General features: G+C 34.1%; 12 protein-coding genes and 1 other annotated feature. Of the genes, 5 read left to right on the top strand and 7 right to left on the bottom strand.

What is annotated here, in order from left to right:
- Positions 1 to 85: 85 nt before the first annotated feature.
- The 3 genes from QTL86_RS21485 to QTL86_RS21475 are packed head-to-tail and all read right to left on the bottom strand — an operon-like array spanning position 86 to position 3736.
- Positions 86 to 1495 (bottom strand): DUF342 domain-containing protein, encoded by a 1410-nt coding sequence (locus tag QTL86_RS21485; protein WP_127067922.1) that lies wholly within the window; start codon positions 1493 to 1495, stop codon positions 86 to 88.
- Between the two features lie 39 nt (positions 1496 to 1534).
- Positions 1535 to 2269, bottom strand: coding sequence for a lysophospholipid acyltransferase family protein (locus QTL86_RS21480; protein ID WP_127067924.1), 735 nt, complete (start codon positions 2267 to 2269; stop codon positions 1535 to 1537).
- 12 nt (positions 2270 to 2281) lie between these two features.
- A complete protein-coding gene (locus QTL86_RS21475) occupies positions 2282 to 3736 on the bottom strand; it encodes a nicotinate phosphoribosyltransferase (RefSeq protein WP_127067926.1) in 1455 nt (484 codons plus the stop codon).
- Between the two features lie 133 nt (positions 3737 to 3869).
- Between QTL86_RS21475 and QTL86_RS21470 the strand changes: the two genes are divergently transcribed.
- The 3 genes from QTL86_RS21470 to QTL86_RS21460 all read left to right on the top strand — a co-directional run bounded on the left by QTL86_RS21470 (position 3870) and on the right by QTL86_RS21460 (position 7138).
- On the top strand, positions 3870 to 4829 hold the full coding sequence (locus QTL86_RS21470) for a DMT family transporter (protein ID WP_410496003.1): 960 nt from the start codon (positions 3870 to 3872) through the stop codon (positions 4827 to 4829).
- Positions 4830 to 5078: 249 nt separating this feature from the next.
- The gene (locus QTL86_RS21465; protein WP_127067930.1) at positions 5079 to 5807 is read left to right on the top strand and encodes a LytR/AlgR family response regulator transcription factor; all 729 of its coding nucleotides are present in this window, start codon (positions 5079 to 5081) and stop codon (positions 5805 to 5807) included.
- A complete protein-coding gene (locus QTL86_RS21460; RefSeq protein ID WP_410496002.1) occupies positions 5804 to 7138 on the top strand; it encodes an ATP-binding protein in 1335 nt (444 codons plus the stop codon). The genes QTL86_RS21465 and QTL86_RS21460 overlap by 4 nt, the downstream gene beginning before the upstream one ends.
- Here the strand turns inward: QTL86_RS21460 and QTL86_RS21455 are convergent.
- Together QTL86_RS21455 and QTL86_RS21450 are read right to left on the bottom strand one after the other, a co-directional pair.
- Positions 7133 to 7498, bottom strand: a complete 366-nt coding sequence (locus QTL86_RS21455) for a response regulator (RefSeq protein WP_127064581.1) — start codon at positions 7496 to 7498, stop codon at positions 7133 to 7135. The genes QTL86_RS21460 and QTL86_RS21455 overlap by 6 nt on opposite strands.
- Positions 7499 to 7667: 169 nt before the next feature.
- Positions 7668 to 8171 (bottom strand): hypothetical protein, encoded by a 504-nt coding sequence (locus QTL86_RS21450; RefSeq protein ID WP_127064582.1) that lies wholly within the window; start codon positions 8169 to 8171, stop codon positions 7668 to 7670.
- A 188-nt stretch (positions 8172 to 8359) separates the two neighbouring features.
- Positions 8360 to 8606 (top strand) — a binding site (T-box leader).
- Between the two features lie 74 nt (positions 8607 to 8680).
- Between QTL86_RS21450 and ileS the strand changes: the two genes are divergently transcribed.
- Positions 8681 to 11812: an isoleucine--tRNA ligase gene (ileS, locus tag QTL86_RS21445; protein WP_410496001.1), complete on the top strand. Its 3132-nt coding sequence runs from the start codon at positions 8681 to 8683 to the stop codon at positions 11810 to 11812.
- 324 nt (positions 11813 to 12136) lie between these two features.
- Positions 12137 to 13828, top strand: a complete 1692-nt coding sequence (locus tag QTL86_RS21440; RefSeq protein ID WP_410496000.1) for a methyl-accepting chemotaxis protein — start codon at positions 12137 to 12139, stop codon at positions 13826 to 13828.
- An 88-nt stretch (positions 13829 to 13916) separates the two neighbouring features.
- Here the strand turns inward: QTL86_RS21440 and QTL86_RS21435 are convergent, their stop codons facing one another.
- Both QTL86_RS21435 and QTL86_RS21430 read right to left on the bottom strand, forming a co-directional pair.
- Entirely contained in the window at positions 13917 to 15446 is a 1530-nt protein-coding gene (locus QTL86_RS21435; RefSeq protein WP_410495999.1) for a methyl-accepting chemotaxis protein, read from the bottom strand.
- A gap of 26 nt (positions 15447 to 15472) precedes the next feature.
- Entirely contained in the window at positions 15473 to 17038 is a 1566-nt protein-coding gene (locus QTL86_RS21430; RefSeq protein ID WP_410495998.1) for a class I adenylate-forming enzyme family protein, read from the bottom strand.
- Positions 17039 to 17082: the final 44 nt, after the last annotated feature.

Raw genomic sequence — 17082 nt, 5'->3', positions numbered from 1 at the left:
ATTACACTTGTTTGTTTATAATAAATCAAATAAAAGAGTAGCTATGACAGCCTCCTTATGTCATAGCTACTCTTTTAAACGCTATTTATATCCCTATGTATATTTCGCCTTCCACTCGTCTTATAACACATCTTACATAACGATCATCAATATACTTAATGAGGCTTCCTATCTCAACCTTTACTCCTGGGTAAACGGAATCAGTTGCTTTGATAAGCCCTTCTTTAACTTCACTTAATCTAATGCCTAGTTTGGTATACTTGGCTTTTAGTTCTTCATATTCTTCTACTAAAGGTTGCCTAGAACTTGTAAGCTTTTGAAGCATGGCTTGTTTTTGTACGTCAAGTTTTGTTACCTTATTTTTCTCTAATAAGAATTTAATGCTTTGATCTACCTTATTAAGGTTCTCTGTTTTACGTTTTAATTCTTCACCAATTTCTTTATGTTCCTTGTAAATAGTGGGTGAAACGCCTATTTGTATAGCAGTAACTGTACCCATAGGTGAACCAATACTCCTTGCAATAATCATATTTGTTGCAGAAACACTGCCTCCAACGATAGTGCCTTTTCCTGTTTCTACTTTAATACTATCTCCTGCATTGACTTTAGAGTGTAGTATAGCCTCTGTAATAACATTTCCATCAGCTTCTACTTGTACATTTTGTAAGAACTTAGCTACGACGTTGCCTCCTGCTATAATCTTACTACGTTCTGTTCCTTGCATGCCATAGCTTAAGAATACATTACCACCTGCTATAATAGTTGCATCATCTACAGAGCCTCTTATTTCTACAGAGCCTCCTGCTTTAATTCTAAAGCCGCTATGTACATTTCCATTAATAACAACACTACCTACAAAGTCAATATTACCAATACCACTATCTAAATCACCATTTAAAGTGTATACCGTGTTTATATAAACATTATGATCATCATACTCTAACTTTCCATCTACATCAGCCACCAAAGTAAGTCCATCTTCTAATATGGCTGTATTTCTTCCTTTTGGTATTCTAGCTTCCTTACCTTTCTTAGCTTTAATATTCTGCCCTATAATATTAAAACCATCTTCTCCTTGAGTAGCAGGAATTTTAGTAGCTAGTACATCACCTTTTTTGACATTCCTTACTACATCTAAATTTCTAAAGTCTACTGTTCCATCATCATTTAAACGAGGTTTAAACTCCTTTAAGCTTGCTGTGTCAAATTTAAACTCAATGCTACCATCACTACCATCCACAGCCGCTTTTCCCTTTGCAATAATGTACTTGTAATTATACTGCCTTTCTTTACAAATAGTATTAATCAGTTCTTCATCAAGTCCTGCCGCTATTCCCTTTGTAGAAATAGCCGCTCTTATATCATTTTCACTCAGTCTATTCCCACCATTTTTAGGTTCTTCAAACCACATAACACCTAACATCTTATCCTTAGACATTTCTACATTAACTACTTCACGTACTGCTTGGTTCATTCCATTATTCTCTGTCATCATAAACCTTCCCCCTCACCCGCTATGCCTTTATCAAAAAAATCACTTTTCTTGCTCTATTAATTCTTGTAACAGGCCTTTAACGCATTCCTCAACTTGCTTCGGTAGTTTTTGCTGTCCTTCTTTGTCTAAATGTTTAGTCTCTATAATAGGTCCAATGTTCATCTGTACTTTCGTTTTCTTTACTCTCTTATATTCTTCAAACACCTTGTCCGTATGACGAAATGCAATTGGTACTATAGGTACTCCTGTCTTTGTTGCTAACCTAAAACTGCCTTCTTTAAAAGGTTTCATCTCATCTCCCATGGTTCTTGTCCCTTCTGGGAAAAGAATAATAGACTGACCAGACTTTAATTCACTGATTCCTTTTAATATACATTCTAAGGACTGTCTTTTATCTTCCCTATCAATATAAATACAACCTAGGGCATCAAACCATTTATTAATAAGGGGCATTTTAGCTACTTCTTTCTTACCTATAAAAATACAAGGTTCTTTTATCGTATTAACAAGCAGCACCGTATCAAAAATACTACTATGATTGGCAACGTACAAGGCTGGACCTTGCTTAGGTAAGTTCTCTTCACCTTTAATGCTTATCTCCATACTAGCTCCTTTAATCATATCTCTAGTAAGTTGCCTCATCAAATGATAAATTTTCTCTCTGCTCGTTTTAACGTCATGCTTTTTATTACCATAGCCATACTCTTTACGCGCTTTTCTACCGATAATATCCATCTTTACCATAGCGCCTACAACTCTTGTACTTTCTAGCATCTCACTCCCCCCTTAATCCCTTTTGTAATTTTCTAGCATTTTTTCTCTTAAGGCATAAAGTTTATCTGATAATACTACTTGCATAATTTGAGGATTAACAAGACGCTTATATTCCTCCCATAAGGTATCCAGTTCCTCTTTAGCATAAGCTTTAATACTCATGGTATTTGGACTTTCATATACTTTTTGACCAGCTTTAAAAACAGGTACTAAAAGTTCTCTTAAAGTATAGCTATTAGCTCTTAACTTAATCTTTTTCCATCTTGCATTTGCAGCATACAAAATCAGTTCTTCTTCTTCATTAAATTGTTCATGTTCTAAAGCTATAATATCAGCTGTAACCTTCTTAGTTGCTTTGTCATAAACTCTAACGACCTTTTTCACACCTGGATTGGTTACTTTTTCTGGGTTATCTGAGATTTTAATTTTAGGAATCTCCTCACCATCCTTATGAAGCTCAGCTGCTAATTTATAAATCCCCCCAAAAGATGGGCAGTCTGAAGAAGTAATCATATTAGTACCTACACCCCATAGGGTAATTTTAGCGCCTTGTCTCTTAAGGTCTGCAATAAGCATCTCATCAAGGTCACAGGATGCGCTAATAATGGCATCTTTATAACCTGCTGCATCTAACATAGCTCTAGCTTTTTTAGAAAGGTACGCAAGGTCACCACTATCTAATCTAATACCATATGAAGTCATTGGAAGTCCTTCTTTTTTCATTTCATCAAATACCTTAATAGCATTAGGTACTCCTGATTCTAATGTATCATACGTGTCTACTAGTAAAATACACTTTTCAGGAAAAAGCTTTGCATAAGCTCTAAAAGCTTCTATCTCTTCATCAAAACTCATTACCCAACTATGAGCATGTGTCCCTGAAACAGGTACATCAAACATTTGTCCTGTAAGAACATTAGAAGTACCAGCACATCCTCCAATAATAGCCGCCCTTGCACCATAAATACCAGCATCAGGTCCTTGTGCACGACGAAGACCAAATTCTAAAATAGGGTCTCCTTCTGCTGCCCTTACTACTCTGGCTGCTTTAGTTGCAATCAGACTTTGATGGTTAATAATATTTAAAAGTGCTGTTTCCACAAATTGAGCTTCAAAGATAGGTGCTTTTACTCTAAGAAGTGGTTCCATAGGGAAAACAACTGTTCCTTCTGGAATAGCATATATATCACCTGTAAATCTAAAGCCTCTTAAATACTCTAAAAAATCCTTTTGAAATAAATTAAGGCTATCTAAGTATTTAATATCTGCATCATTAAAGTTTAGATTTTGGATATAATCAATAGCTTGTTCTAGTCCTGCACAAATAGCATAGCCATTCTTAGATGGATTACTTCTATAAAAGAGGTCAAATACTACCTCATGATTATTCGTATCATTTTTATAATAACCTTGCATCATTGTGAGCTGATATAAATCCGTTAATAAGGTTAAATTTCTCTTTTCCATTTTGCAATCTCCTATCTTTGACTTTCTCATACTGTTTAACTATAATGTTATCTTATACATCTATTATAACATAATTTCTGAATCATATAATTTATTATAAATAAATTTTAACATTTATCCAAAGGAGTTCTATATGCTAAAAAATAAAACTAAATCACAGCTTATTTTAATAACTTCATTAATAGCTGTATTTTGTAATCTATTATGGGGAAGCGCTTTCCCTGCTCTTAAAATTGTATATGCTCAGATGGGCATTGCGAGTAGTGACTTAGGTGGTACGATTACTTTTATTAGCCTACGTTTCTTCTTAGCTGGCCTTATCCTATTTGTATTCGGCCTTCTAACCCATGCTCCACTTTTTAAAATAAACAAAAAGCAGCTCTTACTTATTACTATTTTAGGGGTATTTAACACCACTTTGCAATATTTTTTCTTTAATATAGGAGTAAATAATACCCCAGGGATAAAAGCTTCTATTTTGGGACAAGTAGGAATATTCTTTTCTGTAATATTAGCTCATTTCATTTATAAAGATGATAAGCTCAATTTAAGAAAAATACTAGGTCTTACTTTAGGTTTTCTAGGATTAATTCTCATTAACTTAAATAAAAGTAGCGAAGGCTTTTTACAGTTTAGATTATTAGGTGAAGGTTTTATGATTTTTTCTGGCCTTGTAAGTACTCTAGCCATGTTCTTAGCTAAGCGAATTGGCAAAGAACTTCCATCCATTGTCTATACTTCGTGGCAAATGCTTATAGGTGCCAGTTTACTCTTTATAGTAGGTCATTTCATGGGTGGTAATGTACGTAGTCTTCATTTTACTTCAACAGGCATTATACTCCTCTTCTACCTAGCATTGCTCTCAAGTGTTGCCTTCTGCCTTTGGTACTATATTTTGCAATTTAGAAAAATCGGTGAAATTTCACTTTATAAATTTGTAGTACCTGTGTCGGGAACTGTTCTCACTGCCTTATTTATTCCAACAGAAAAGCTTCTACCTGTCCACATTATAGCCCTCCTACTTGTTGCCCTAGGCATTATTATTGTCAATAAGAAGTCACAAAAACAGCCTCATCTAAGTAATCCATCTTAGATGAGGCTATTTTTTGTGCTTTAGGTTTGGGGGTTCTAAAACACTTGCTCTGTAGATATAGTTCGACAATCCCTTTACTTAACAGATAGGTAATGTCTCCTTATCCGTAGTTAAATTGTAAAATTATTCTTTGTTTTTCACAAGTTTTTTTGCACAAACGGTCAAAATATTACTCAAACGGTAGAAAAGTCAAAAAATAAGGTGCTATAATAATTTCAAAATAATATTCAATCATAGGGGGAATTTATTTTGCATTTTGCTATTATAGATGATTTAGAAGCTGACCGTTTAAAGCTTTCTAATGCTTTGAACCGTTATCTAACAGAACAAGCTATATTACTAGACAATCCTATTGTAGAATATGAAAATGGCGAAAGTTTTTTAGCTGACTTTGCTCAAGTCTCCTTTGATATTATCTTTATTGATATGTATATGAACGGTATAACTGGACTTGAAGTAGCTAAAAAAATTCGCGAGACGGATGAGGAATGTCATATTATTTTCACCACCACAAGTCGTGATTTTGCTATTGATAGTTACACGGTTAGTGCTTCCTATTACCTTGTAAAACCCTATACTTATGAAATGTTAGCCAAAGCCCTTTCAACCTGCAAGATAGCTCAAATCTTAGCTAACCGCTATATCAAATTAAATGATACACCGATTTTACTAAGAGATATTGTTTATACTGACTTTCACAACCGACATTTATATATTTATTTAAAAAACCAACAAGTATTAACCTTTCGCATCACTTTAGAGGAATTCTTTCCTAAACTCCTGAACTATCCTAACTTTAGATGCTGCAATCGTGGTTCTGTTGTGAATTTAGATGAAGTTGCAAGGCTAGAGGACTGTGATTTTGTTATGCAAACGGGTGCACGTATTCCTATTAGTCGTCGTCATTTTGCTGAATTAAGAACTTATTACTTCAATTACTTATTTTATAAGGTTCGAGAACAGGATGTGATGAGATGATAATAACTAACTTCAGTACTTGGGAGATCATTGTTTATTCTCTTATTAATTTTTTACCTTATTTATTTCTAGTTTTATTCCCCTTTAAAGATAGTTTTCGTTATTCTACAATAATTACGGTTATACTTGCTATCTTGCTATCTTTTATTCAAATAGGCATGGGAATTTGGGCTACTCTGTTTAGGCCTTCAAATATAGGAATCATTTCCATGAGCTGCGTAATCATTTATGCTACCTTTTTCTTAGTTGCTGTAAAAACTTCTTTTGGTAAAATGGCATTTGTTCTTTTTATCATTTGTAATTACGCTCATTTTGTAGTTATTAGCTCTAAGTATTTTGAAAGATTATTTTTCCCCAATTTAGCTATGCAAACTTATCGTTGGTCGTTTTCCTTAACTATGCTTCTTGTTCAGATGATTACCTTACCATGGCTAAGTTGGTTTTTTAATTCTAAAATTCGCCCAGTAGTTAACCATCATAGCATTAGAAATATCTGGTGGTATTTATGGCTTATTCCTGCCACCTTTTATATGACAGGATATTATGGTATTTATATGGCAGATCAAGCAACTCCTAATGTACAACTTGCAATGCGCTTAGACAATGTACTATTTCTACTTTTTATTAATTTAGGTGCCTTACTTGTTTACTATATGGTAGTCCTACTTATTAATGAAACTGAAGATAATTTACGATTAAAAATAGAAAATCATCATCTTACTATGCAAAGCTTACAATATGAAAGTCTTAAAGACCGTATGGAGGAAACGCGTAGAGCAAAACACGATTTACGTCAGCATCTTGCTTTTATAGGTATATGCATCGAAGAACAAAATTGGAATAAATTACGAGATTACTTAAGCGACTATATGCGTATACTCCCATCTGATACTCCTGTATCTTTTTGTTCTCACTATGCTGTAAACTCAGTTATTTCCTACTATGCTCAGCTAGCAGAAGAAAAACAAATTAAATTCTCAGCACAACTTAACATTCCTTCCGAAATAAATATTGCTGACCCTGATTTAATTGTAGTATTTGGTAATCTTCTAGAAAATGCTTATGATGCTTGTAAAACACAAGAAAGAAATCATAATTTTATTGTCATTAAAGGCGGTTTACAAAACGTTAATACCTTTGTCCTTACTATTGATAATTCCTGTGAAACAGAATTATCAATAGCAGAAGATATTGGTATTTATTCTACTAAGCATCCTGGTATAGGAACTGGTTCTTTGTCTGTAAAAAATATTGCTCAGCGTTATAAAGGTATTGCCACCTTTGATGTCAAGGAAGGTGTTTTCCATGCATCAGTATTACTTCATTTATGAAGTAAGCTCACACTTTTTCAGTGCTTGTGCCAGAGTTTCTTCACTAATAGGCTTTTTCAAAAAATATTTAGCTTGTACATCATAGGAACGAATAGCAAAATCTAAATCACTACACCAAAGTAGCTTTATATCTGGCTTCATACGACGTACTCTATCTACTACTTCTAGGCTAAAGGTTCCGTCTTGTGCTATCACCACAAGCTCAAAGTTTTCTTTTTTCAAAGCATCTAAAACTGATACATAATCTTCAAACTCACTTATCTGAACAACTAACTTATATGCTTCATAATATTTTAGTATTTGCTTGCAAAGTTGTCTGCGTTCCTCAATCTCTTCGTCATATAACAAAATTCTTATCATGAGTTCCTCCTTATTCCTTATAATCTCTATTGTATATAACGTAGATTGTAAAACTCCCCTACTTCTTTTACAATAATTCTTGCTTAAACGGTTAAAATATTACTTAAATGGTAGCTTTTAATAGAAAAGCTATACCCCTGTTTAGATTGAGTGTAGCTTTTCTATTTTATTAACGGCAACAACATGCATTTTCACAGAATAAAATTTCGCCTCTAACTACTTCTCCTCCTATATTAATGCCTGCTGTATTAATAGGGGCTGAATAAGCAAAGAACATTGCTGCTGTGCCTCTTGCACATACGATAGGACTTGCCTCTACAACCATTTCAAAACGGCAGCAGCCATCATCTGAAGTCACGCAAAAGACACATAAAAAACCATTTTCATCTCCTGTAAAAAACATCAGGTCATTGGAATTAAATTTTCTCCTTCTATCAAAATTAACTATGTTAACTTCTCCCTCAAATCTATCTTCTCTTCTAAATATACGAATTTTAAAATCTACTTGTTCAGTATCAGTTACATTACATCCAACACTAGGTACACCAATACTATCCACGGTGCCAAAACCTCTTACAACTTCTACTCTCCTTACAGATCGGCTACTTTCTCTGCAATCTGTACTTCTGCTTCTCCTTCTACCAGATGAGCAATCACTACTCTCACAACTCATGTTAGCTTCTCCTTTTCAGATTTACTCCTTATATTATATGTTAACTTTTCTAATATGTTTACTTTATAAGCTTCTATATACTTATTTAACGCTCTTTTTCAACTTATTTCTTAACTACAAATTTTGTGTTTTGCCTTTACAAACTCTATTTTTAAATTTATAATATTACTATTAATTTTTATATGTTACCAAACACAATGAAAAGGACTAGTACTATTTTTGATGCGTCAAAGCGAGTGGGGTTGGTGAAAGCCCATACGATAGAAAATACGAAAAATCACCTTGGAGTGGCAGACCGAACCTAAATCTTTGATTGAAGTAGGCTCTGACGGTTTCCTACCGTTACCGTAAGGAAAGGTATAACGAGCGGCCTTTATAGAAGGCAAATCAGGTGGTACCGCGGAAGATGACTTATAGTGCTCTTTCGTCCTGTTGATGGATGAAGGAGCTTTTTTGATGCTCTAAAATCCAAAACCTTTATTTTATACAATTTATTTAGGAGGATGACTATGTATAAGAAAGTCGACACTGCCCTTAACTTTGTAGACAGAGAGCTTGAAGTCTTAGAGTTTTGGAAGAAAAATAACGTATTTGAAGAATCAATTAAATCCAGAGAAGGCGGTCCTGTATTCACATTTTATGATGGACCACCTACAGCTAATGGTAAACCTCACATTGGACATATCTTAACTCGTACAATGAAAGATATTATGCCACGTTATAAAACCATGAAAGGCTATAAAGTACTTCGTAAAGCTGGTTGGGATACTCATGGTCTTCCAGTAGAGCTTGAAGTAGAAAAACTCCTTGGTATTAGTGGTAAACCACAAATTGAAGAATATGGTATTGAACCTTTCATCTCTAAATGCAAAGAAAGTGTTTGGAAATATCAAAGTGAATGGGAAAAGATGTCTGACCGTGTAGGCTATTGGGTAGATATGGAGCATCCATATGTGACTTATGATAACAACTACATCGAATCCGTATGGTGGTCACTTCGTCAAATTTGGGACAAAGACCTTATTTACAAAGGTCACAAAATCGTACCTTACTGCCCACGTTGTGGAACATCTCTTTCTTCCCACGAAGTAGCACAAGGTTATAAAGATATTAAAGATCAAACAGCTACATGTAAATTCAAAGTGGTAGGTGAAGATAACACTTACCTTTTAGCTTGGACAACAACACCTTGGACACTTCCATCAAACGTTGCTCTTTGTGTGAACCCAGAACACACTTACGTAAGAGCTAACTTTGAAGGTGCTACTTACATTTTAGCTGAAGCTTTAGTGGAAGCAGTTCTTGGCACAGAAGGCGTAGAAATCACAGAAAAATTTGCAGGTAAAGAATTATGTGGCACAGAATATGAACCACTCTTTACATGTGCTAAAATAGATAAAAAAGCATTCTTCGTAGTAGCTGATAACTACGTAACACTTACAGATGGTACAGGTATCGTACACATCGCACCTGCATTCGGTGAAGATGATGCTAGAGTAGGACGTGCAAATGGCCTCCCATTTGTACAACTTGTTAACGAACAAGGTTACTTTACAGAAGAATTCATAGCTCAGTTCCCTCAGCTTAAAGATGTATTCGTTAAAAATGCAGATCCAGAAATTCTTAAATATTTAAAAGAACAAGGCACTTTATTTAAAGCCATGCCTCATACACATAGCTACCCACACTGCTGGAGATGTGATACACCACTTCTTTACTATGCACGTGACACATGGTTCATTGAAATGACTAAAGTACGTGATCGTTTAGTAGCTAACAACAAAACAGTAAACTGGATGCCTGAATCAATTGGTGAAGGTCGTTTTGGCAACTTCCTTGAAGGTGTTATTGACTGGGGTCTTTCTCGTTCAAGATACTGGGGTACTCCACTTCCAATTTGGGAATGTAAATGTGGTCACAAACACTTAATCGGAAGCATCGAAGAACTTAAATCAATGAGCTCTGACTGCCCAGACAATATCGAACTTCACAAACCATACATTGACAACGTTCACCTTAACTGTCCAGAGTGTGGCAGCACTATGACAAGAGTATCTGATGTTATCGACTGCTGGTATGATAGTGGTTCAATGCCATTTGCACAACTTCACTATCCATTTGAAAACAAAGAAGTATTTGAAGAAAACTTCCCAGCTGACTTCATCTCAGAAGCTGTTGACCAAACTCGTGGATGGTTCTATACCCTAATGGCTATCTCTACACTTATCTTTGATAAAGCACCATACAAAAATGTTATCGTTCTTGGGCACGTAGGTGATAAAGATGGGATTAAAATGAGTAAGCACAAAGGTAATGTAGTAGACCCTTGGTCAGTTCTTGATGTGCAAGGTGCTGATGCTGTTCGTTGGTACTTCTACTCTGCTTCTGCTCCATGGCTTCCAAGCAGATTTGCTGGTGAAAACGTAAGTGAATCTCAACGTAAATTCATGGGTACTTTCTGGAACACTTATGCGTTCTATGTACTTTACGCAAACATTGATGAGTTTGATCCAACTAAGTACGAACTTAAATATGATACATTAAACATGATGGATAAATGGGTACTTTCTAAACTTCATACACTTGTAAAATCAGTAGATGAAGACCTTGAAAACTACCGTATCTTTGAAGCTGCTCGTGATATGCAAGACTTCATTGATGAAGTATCTAACTGGTATGTACGTCGCTCTCGTGAGAGATTCTGGCAAAGTGACATGCCACAAGACAAGATTAACGCTTACAAGACACTTCATACTGTACTTGTAACACTTGCAAAACTTGCGGCACCATTTACACCATTTATGGCAGAGCAAATTTATCAAAACCTTGTAAAATCAGTAGATGCTAATGCTCCAGCTAGTGTTCACTTATGTGACTTCCCAGTATATAATGAAGCTATGATTAACAAGGAACTTGAAAAATATATGAATGAAGTTCTTGAAATCGTAGTTCTTGGACGTAGCTGCCGTAATGAAAGTGGTATCAAAAACCGTCAACCAATTGGTACACTTTATGTAGGAGCTACAGAAGTACTTCCTCAGGAGTTCATCGATATCGTAGCTGAAGAATTGAATGTTAAACACGTAGAATTCACTACAGAAGCTGCTGAATATATTTCTTATAGCTTCAAACCACAAATGCGTACGCTAGGGCCAAAATACGGTAAAATGCTAAATAGCATTAGAACTGCTCTTGCAGAACTTGATGGAACAGCTGCTATGGCTGAGCTTAATGAAACAGGCGTTCTTAAACTTACAATTGAAGGTTCTGAAATCGAACTTACTAAAGAAGACCTCTTAATTAGTACAGCTCAAAAAGAAGGTTATGTAGCTGCTGCAGATAAAGGTTATACTGTAGTAATCGATACAAACCTCACAGAAGAACTCCTTGAAGAAGGTTTCGTACGTGAAATCATCTCTAAGATTCAAACAATGAGAAAAGAAGCTGACTTTGAAGTTCAAGATCACATCCAAGTTGCTTACACAGGTAACGACAAAGTAGCTTCTATCATGGCTAAAAATGCTGACTACATTGCCTCTGAAGTACTTGCTAACAGCGTAATAGCAGGCTCAGTAGAAGGCTACACTAAAGATTGGAAAATCAATGGTGAAGAAGTTAATTTCTCTGTAAAGAAAGCATAATTAATACTATTTTGAGTATAAAAAAGAGTGTTTCATTCGATTAATGAAACACTCTTTTTCTATAGTCTCATCTCTTTTGCCTGTACTCATATAATTATAAGTGTAATATATTTACCTAAACATAGCTTATAAATAGATAGTTTAAATAAATAATTATAATATCATCCTTATTTTATTATTAAGTTTTATAAAATCGGGATATAATTTACTATTCACTTTGATATTTAATTAACATTTTTATGATTTTTTCATCTATATATTTCCTAATTTATATTGTAGTATATTTTTAGTGACTTAAATTTAGAATTTAGAAAGGATCTACATATGAAACTCAAGATACGTGGAAAAATTTATAGAGTTGTATTACCTGCATTTATTTTGCTAGCTTTTATTTTAACAGGTATGGTAATTATTGTATCTACTAATCATATCAATGATAAAATGGAGCATAGTATGACTACTAATATTAGCTACTACACAGATATGATGAACCTACAACACGATGGGGATTATCATACTGATGGGCAAACCTTATATAAAGGTGATGATAATTTACAAGAAACCTCTCTTTTAAACAAACTTAAAGCTAGTACAGATTTTGAGTACACATTATTTTTGGGTGATACTCGCTTAATTACAACTATTCAAAGCGATACACCTTTAGTGGGTACAAAAGCCGAAGATAAAATTATTGAAGCTGTGCTTAATAAAGGAGAAATAACCTACTCTGATGTCACAATTAATGGACGCCCTTTTGCAGCTTACTATGAACCTATTAAAGATAGTAACGGCCAAAATATTGGTATGCTTTTTATAGGACAGGACATGACACCTTATACTGAAGAAATAGCAAGTCTCAGCATTAAGTGCATCATCATCAGTATAGTGGTATGTATAATTGCCTTAATAGCCATTGCTATTGTTATCAATTCTATTAGTAAGGCTATTGATAAAACTGTAAAGCAACTTTACCGTCTAAGTGAAAAAGACTTTTCCTTTTCTATTGATCCTAAGCTTCTAGCTCGTGGTGATGAGGTTGGTATGCTTTCTCAAGGTATGCAGGCCATGCAAGAAAATATTATTGCCATCTTAACAGAAGTTAGTCATTTGGCTCATACAGTTAGTGAATCTTCAAGAGTACTTTCTAGCAACTCACATCATATGGCTACTCACTCTGAAAAGGTTGTAGCTTCCTCTCAAGAAATTACTGTTAGCACTACCACTCAAGCTGAAGACTTAGTCCAAATCGATCAAGCTGTAGGTACTTTATCTAATAGTTTAGAATCTATGACTACTTCTATGATTAATATTAATGATAGTTCAAGAGAAATTGGTCATATTTCTAATTCTAGTAAAGCTGAAATGGAAGAAGTAACAGCTTCTATTCACGACTTTAACGAGGATTTCAAAATTTATGCACAAGAAATCCAAGGGTTTAAGCAGCGTGTGAATACAATCAACCAAATTACTGATGCTATTGAAAGCATTGCAAAACAAACTAATCTCTTAGCTCTAAACGCTGCTATTGAAGCCGCTCGTGCAGGTGAAGCCGGTAAAGGTTTTTCTGTAGTTGCAGAAGAAATTCGCACTCTAGCAGAGCAAAGCCAAACTTCTGCGCAAAACATTACATCTATTATTGCCTCTTTATCAGAAGATACGACTAAATTAGTGGAAGGTACTATAACTATTAATGCTTCTCTTAATGAACAAACCCAAAATATTGAACATAGTATAGATGTATTCCAAAATATTGTAGCCGCTGTTAATCATATCATTCCTCAGATTCAGGCAGTGAAAGAAGATACATCTACCGTTAATGAACAAAATACTACTATCCGTAGTAAAATTAACAATTCCTCTTGTATTGCTCAAAACATCTCTGCTGCTTGTGAAGAAGTTACTTCTTCTACAGAAGAAATTAATGTGGTCATTGAAGAATTAGAACAAACTGCAGAAGAGCTAGAGCAAATGACACATCAACTTTCAAAGCAGATTCACTCCTTTAAACTTTCCTAAAATAGAATAGTAAGGACTTTCACCTAAAAATAAAGGGATGCTACATCATTAATTAAATTAATGATGTAGCATCCCTTTATTTTTTACACTATTCTTCTAAAACGCTATTAATCTCCCTAACCACTTCATCAAGATCATCTATCTGAATACCAATTTGTTCAATAGCTTTTCTATTTTCCTCTATTAAGTCTGCAATATTTTGTACTCTACCCACCTGCTCTTCAATGCTACTAATAACATCATTATTATATTCAACTACTTGATTTGTATGAGTAACTTGCTCTTTGGTAAGTTCATCTATGTGATCTACCCTCTCGTCTGAATCTTGTAATTTTAATACCATAGAACTAAGCATCTCTGCTGTTTCACAAGTTAGCTTGTTTTGTTCTTGTATTTGTTCTACATTTTTTGCCATTAGACTTTCTACTAATGTAGTGTCCTTTTTAATCTCCTTAACTACTTCATTCACATTTTGAAGTGATTGTGCCGTATTCTCAGATAATTTCTTGACTTGCTCTGCTACAACTGCAAAGCCACGTCCCTCTTCTCCTGCCCTTGCCGCTTCTATCGAAGCATTTAGTGCTAAAAGATTTGTTTCTTCTGCTATATTTTCTATAAGCCTTAGAAGCTCATCTATTTTCTTCACCTTATCATCTAAAATTTGTATAACCTCTAATGTATGGGTTGTCGCTTTCTCTATAGTTACACTAATATTAAGTACATGATTAAGTGCTTTCCCATTTTTATCTGAAATCTCTACAATTTCTTTTGATATGCTTCTAGTCTCTTTCATCCTATCCGAAATATTTTCAACCTTATCTTTTAAGATTGAGAGATTCTGGTTACTACCCTTAGATTTTTCTAGCATTTGATCATTATCACCAACAATATGTTCACTAACACTACTCATTTCTTCCATAGAAGCATTTTCTTCCTGTACGATACATATTAAAGTATTAGAGGCATCTTGGAGCTTCGTCATAAGTACATTCACCTTACTAATAATTAATGTAAGTCGTTCTGTATTCTGATTCATCAATTCTTGTCCTACATTAGCCAGTATGTGACCTGAGAAATAATTACTTATTACAGCCCCTGAAGCGCCTAATGCTAATACCAGTATCCTGGCAATCCATTCATCCACACTTGATGCTGCTTGTAGAGCTTCTAATGAATGAGTAAAAAAGAATATTAGAATAATAACTACATATAAAATTGTACACTTTAAAGTAAGTTTATAATCTTGAAATACGCCAATAACCATTAAGAAAAATACAAAAATTACCCACATTAACTGACAAGGCATCACATTAATAATAAAAGCATAATTAATAATACAAATGGCAGAAACAGAATATTTTAAAATATTATATTTCCTTATCAAAATTTCATCAGTGACAAATACTTTTTTATACACCCACATGAACCCTATAATTTCAAAGATGCAAACTATAATAAATGCTCCAAATGCCCATCTAGGTACTGAATGATATAGTCCAAACATCATACACATAGCACATGCTAACATAGCTGAAAAAATAGCTATAATTGATATAAAGTAAATCTCTTTTGCTACCTTCTTTTTATAAAATTCTAAAGTATTAAATTGATTGTTCATTCTTCTCCTCCCATTCTTCTATTACTTTAAATTGTTTGTACTAACTTAAATTTTTGTATCTTACCACTTCCTGTAGCAGGAAATGCTTCTACAACCCTAATATATTTAGGTCTTTTACCTTTTGATATATGTTCGTCTATAAATTTCTCTATTTCTTCTATAAGTTCTCCTTGCTTCAATGCTTGACCTATTTCATCTAAAACAATAAATGCAGCTATTTCTTGCCCCATAATATCATCAGGAATCCCCACCACTACAGCATCTTTAATTCTTGAATATTGCCTAAGACTCCTTTCTATATCAGCAGGAGAAATGTTTTCTCCTCCCCTAATAATAATGTCCTTCTTTCTTCCAGTAATCTTTAAATAACCTTCTTCGTCTAATGAACCTAAATCTCCTGTATGCATCCAGTCATCTATAATGACTTGGTTAGTCGCTTCTTGATTTTTATAGTAGCCATGCATAAAATATTTTGACTTTATTAATATTTCTCCTTGTGTATGTATCGGTACTTCTTGAAGTTGATCATCAACAATCTTTATTTCTACTCCTTCTATTGATCTTCCTACTGTTGTCTTAACTTTTTCAATAGGGTCTCCTATTCTTATTTGAGTATAGCCACAAGCTTCTGATTGTCCATATAAAGGCATAATATTTCGCATATTCATCTTGGTTATAATATCTTCCATTGTTTCTTCATCACAATAAGATCCTGCTATCATTCCCTTATCTAGATATTTAAATTTTCTATCCCCCATTTTATTTAAAATCAATTTAAACATAGTAGGTACCCCATGAAAACATGTACATTTCTCCTCTTCTAATGCAGTTATTGCGTTCTCTGTACTAAATTTGTTCATAATCACTAGGCTCCCACCTATCATGAAGGTTAATAGGCAGGAAAAGAAGCACCCCATTACGTGATACATGGGTAGAGATGAAAATAGTTTGTCCTCACTTGTATAATTAAATAGTTCTCCTACTTTTTTGATATTATTAAGTACCTTATAATGTACTGACATGACTGCTTTTGGCCTTCCTGTTGTCCCTGAAGTATATTGTATGGCTAGAATATCATCATATTTCACTTTTTTCCTAGCCTCATCTAATTCTTTCTCACTAATTAGCTTACCATTTTTTATAAATGTCTTGAAACTCATATGTATTCCTTGTGAGCACTGACCTTGTCTATCAACTAAAACCACTAAATCTAAGCCCATTTCTACTTCGTTGCATCTTATCTTGGTATAAGTGGCTTCATCAGTAATGACAACCCTTGCATCTGCATATTTTATTTCATACAAAATTTCTTCCTCAATATTCTCGTTATTTAAACAAACAGGAACTGCTCCTATATTAATAAGTGCCATAAATATAGCTATCCAAGTAGCACTATTTGGAAACACTAAAGCAACATGAGTTCCCCTTGTGATATTACTACCTATTAAGGCTTTTTCTATCATCTTTGATTTATACAGTAAATCTCTATAGGTATATCTAGTATGCTCGCTTATATCTATAACAGCTATCTTATCTTCATTTTTAATAAGCCTTTCTTGTAAATAATGGCCCCAAGTTTCTTTTATTAACATCAATCTCACCCTTCTAATCTAGTTCTATTTTAGTTCATTGCCTG

Source organism: Cellulosilyticum sp. ST5, assembly GCF_046529625.1.
GTDB lineage: Bacteria > Bacillota > Clostridia > Lachnospirales > Cellulosilyticaceae > Cellulosilyticum > Cellulosilyticum lentocellum.
Note: the sequence above shows the minus strand (reverse complement) of the source record. Positions and strands in the feature narration are given on the sequence as shown.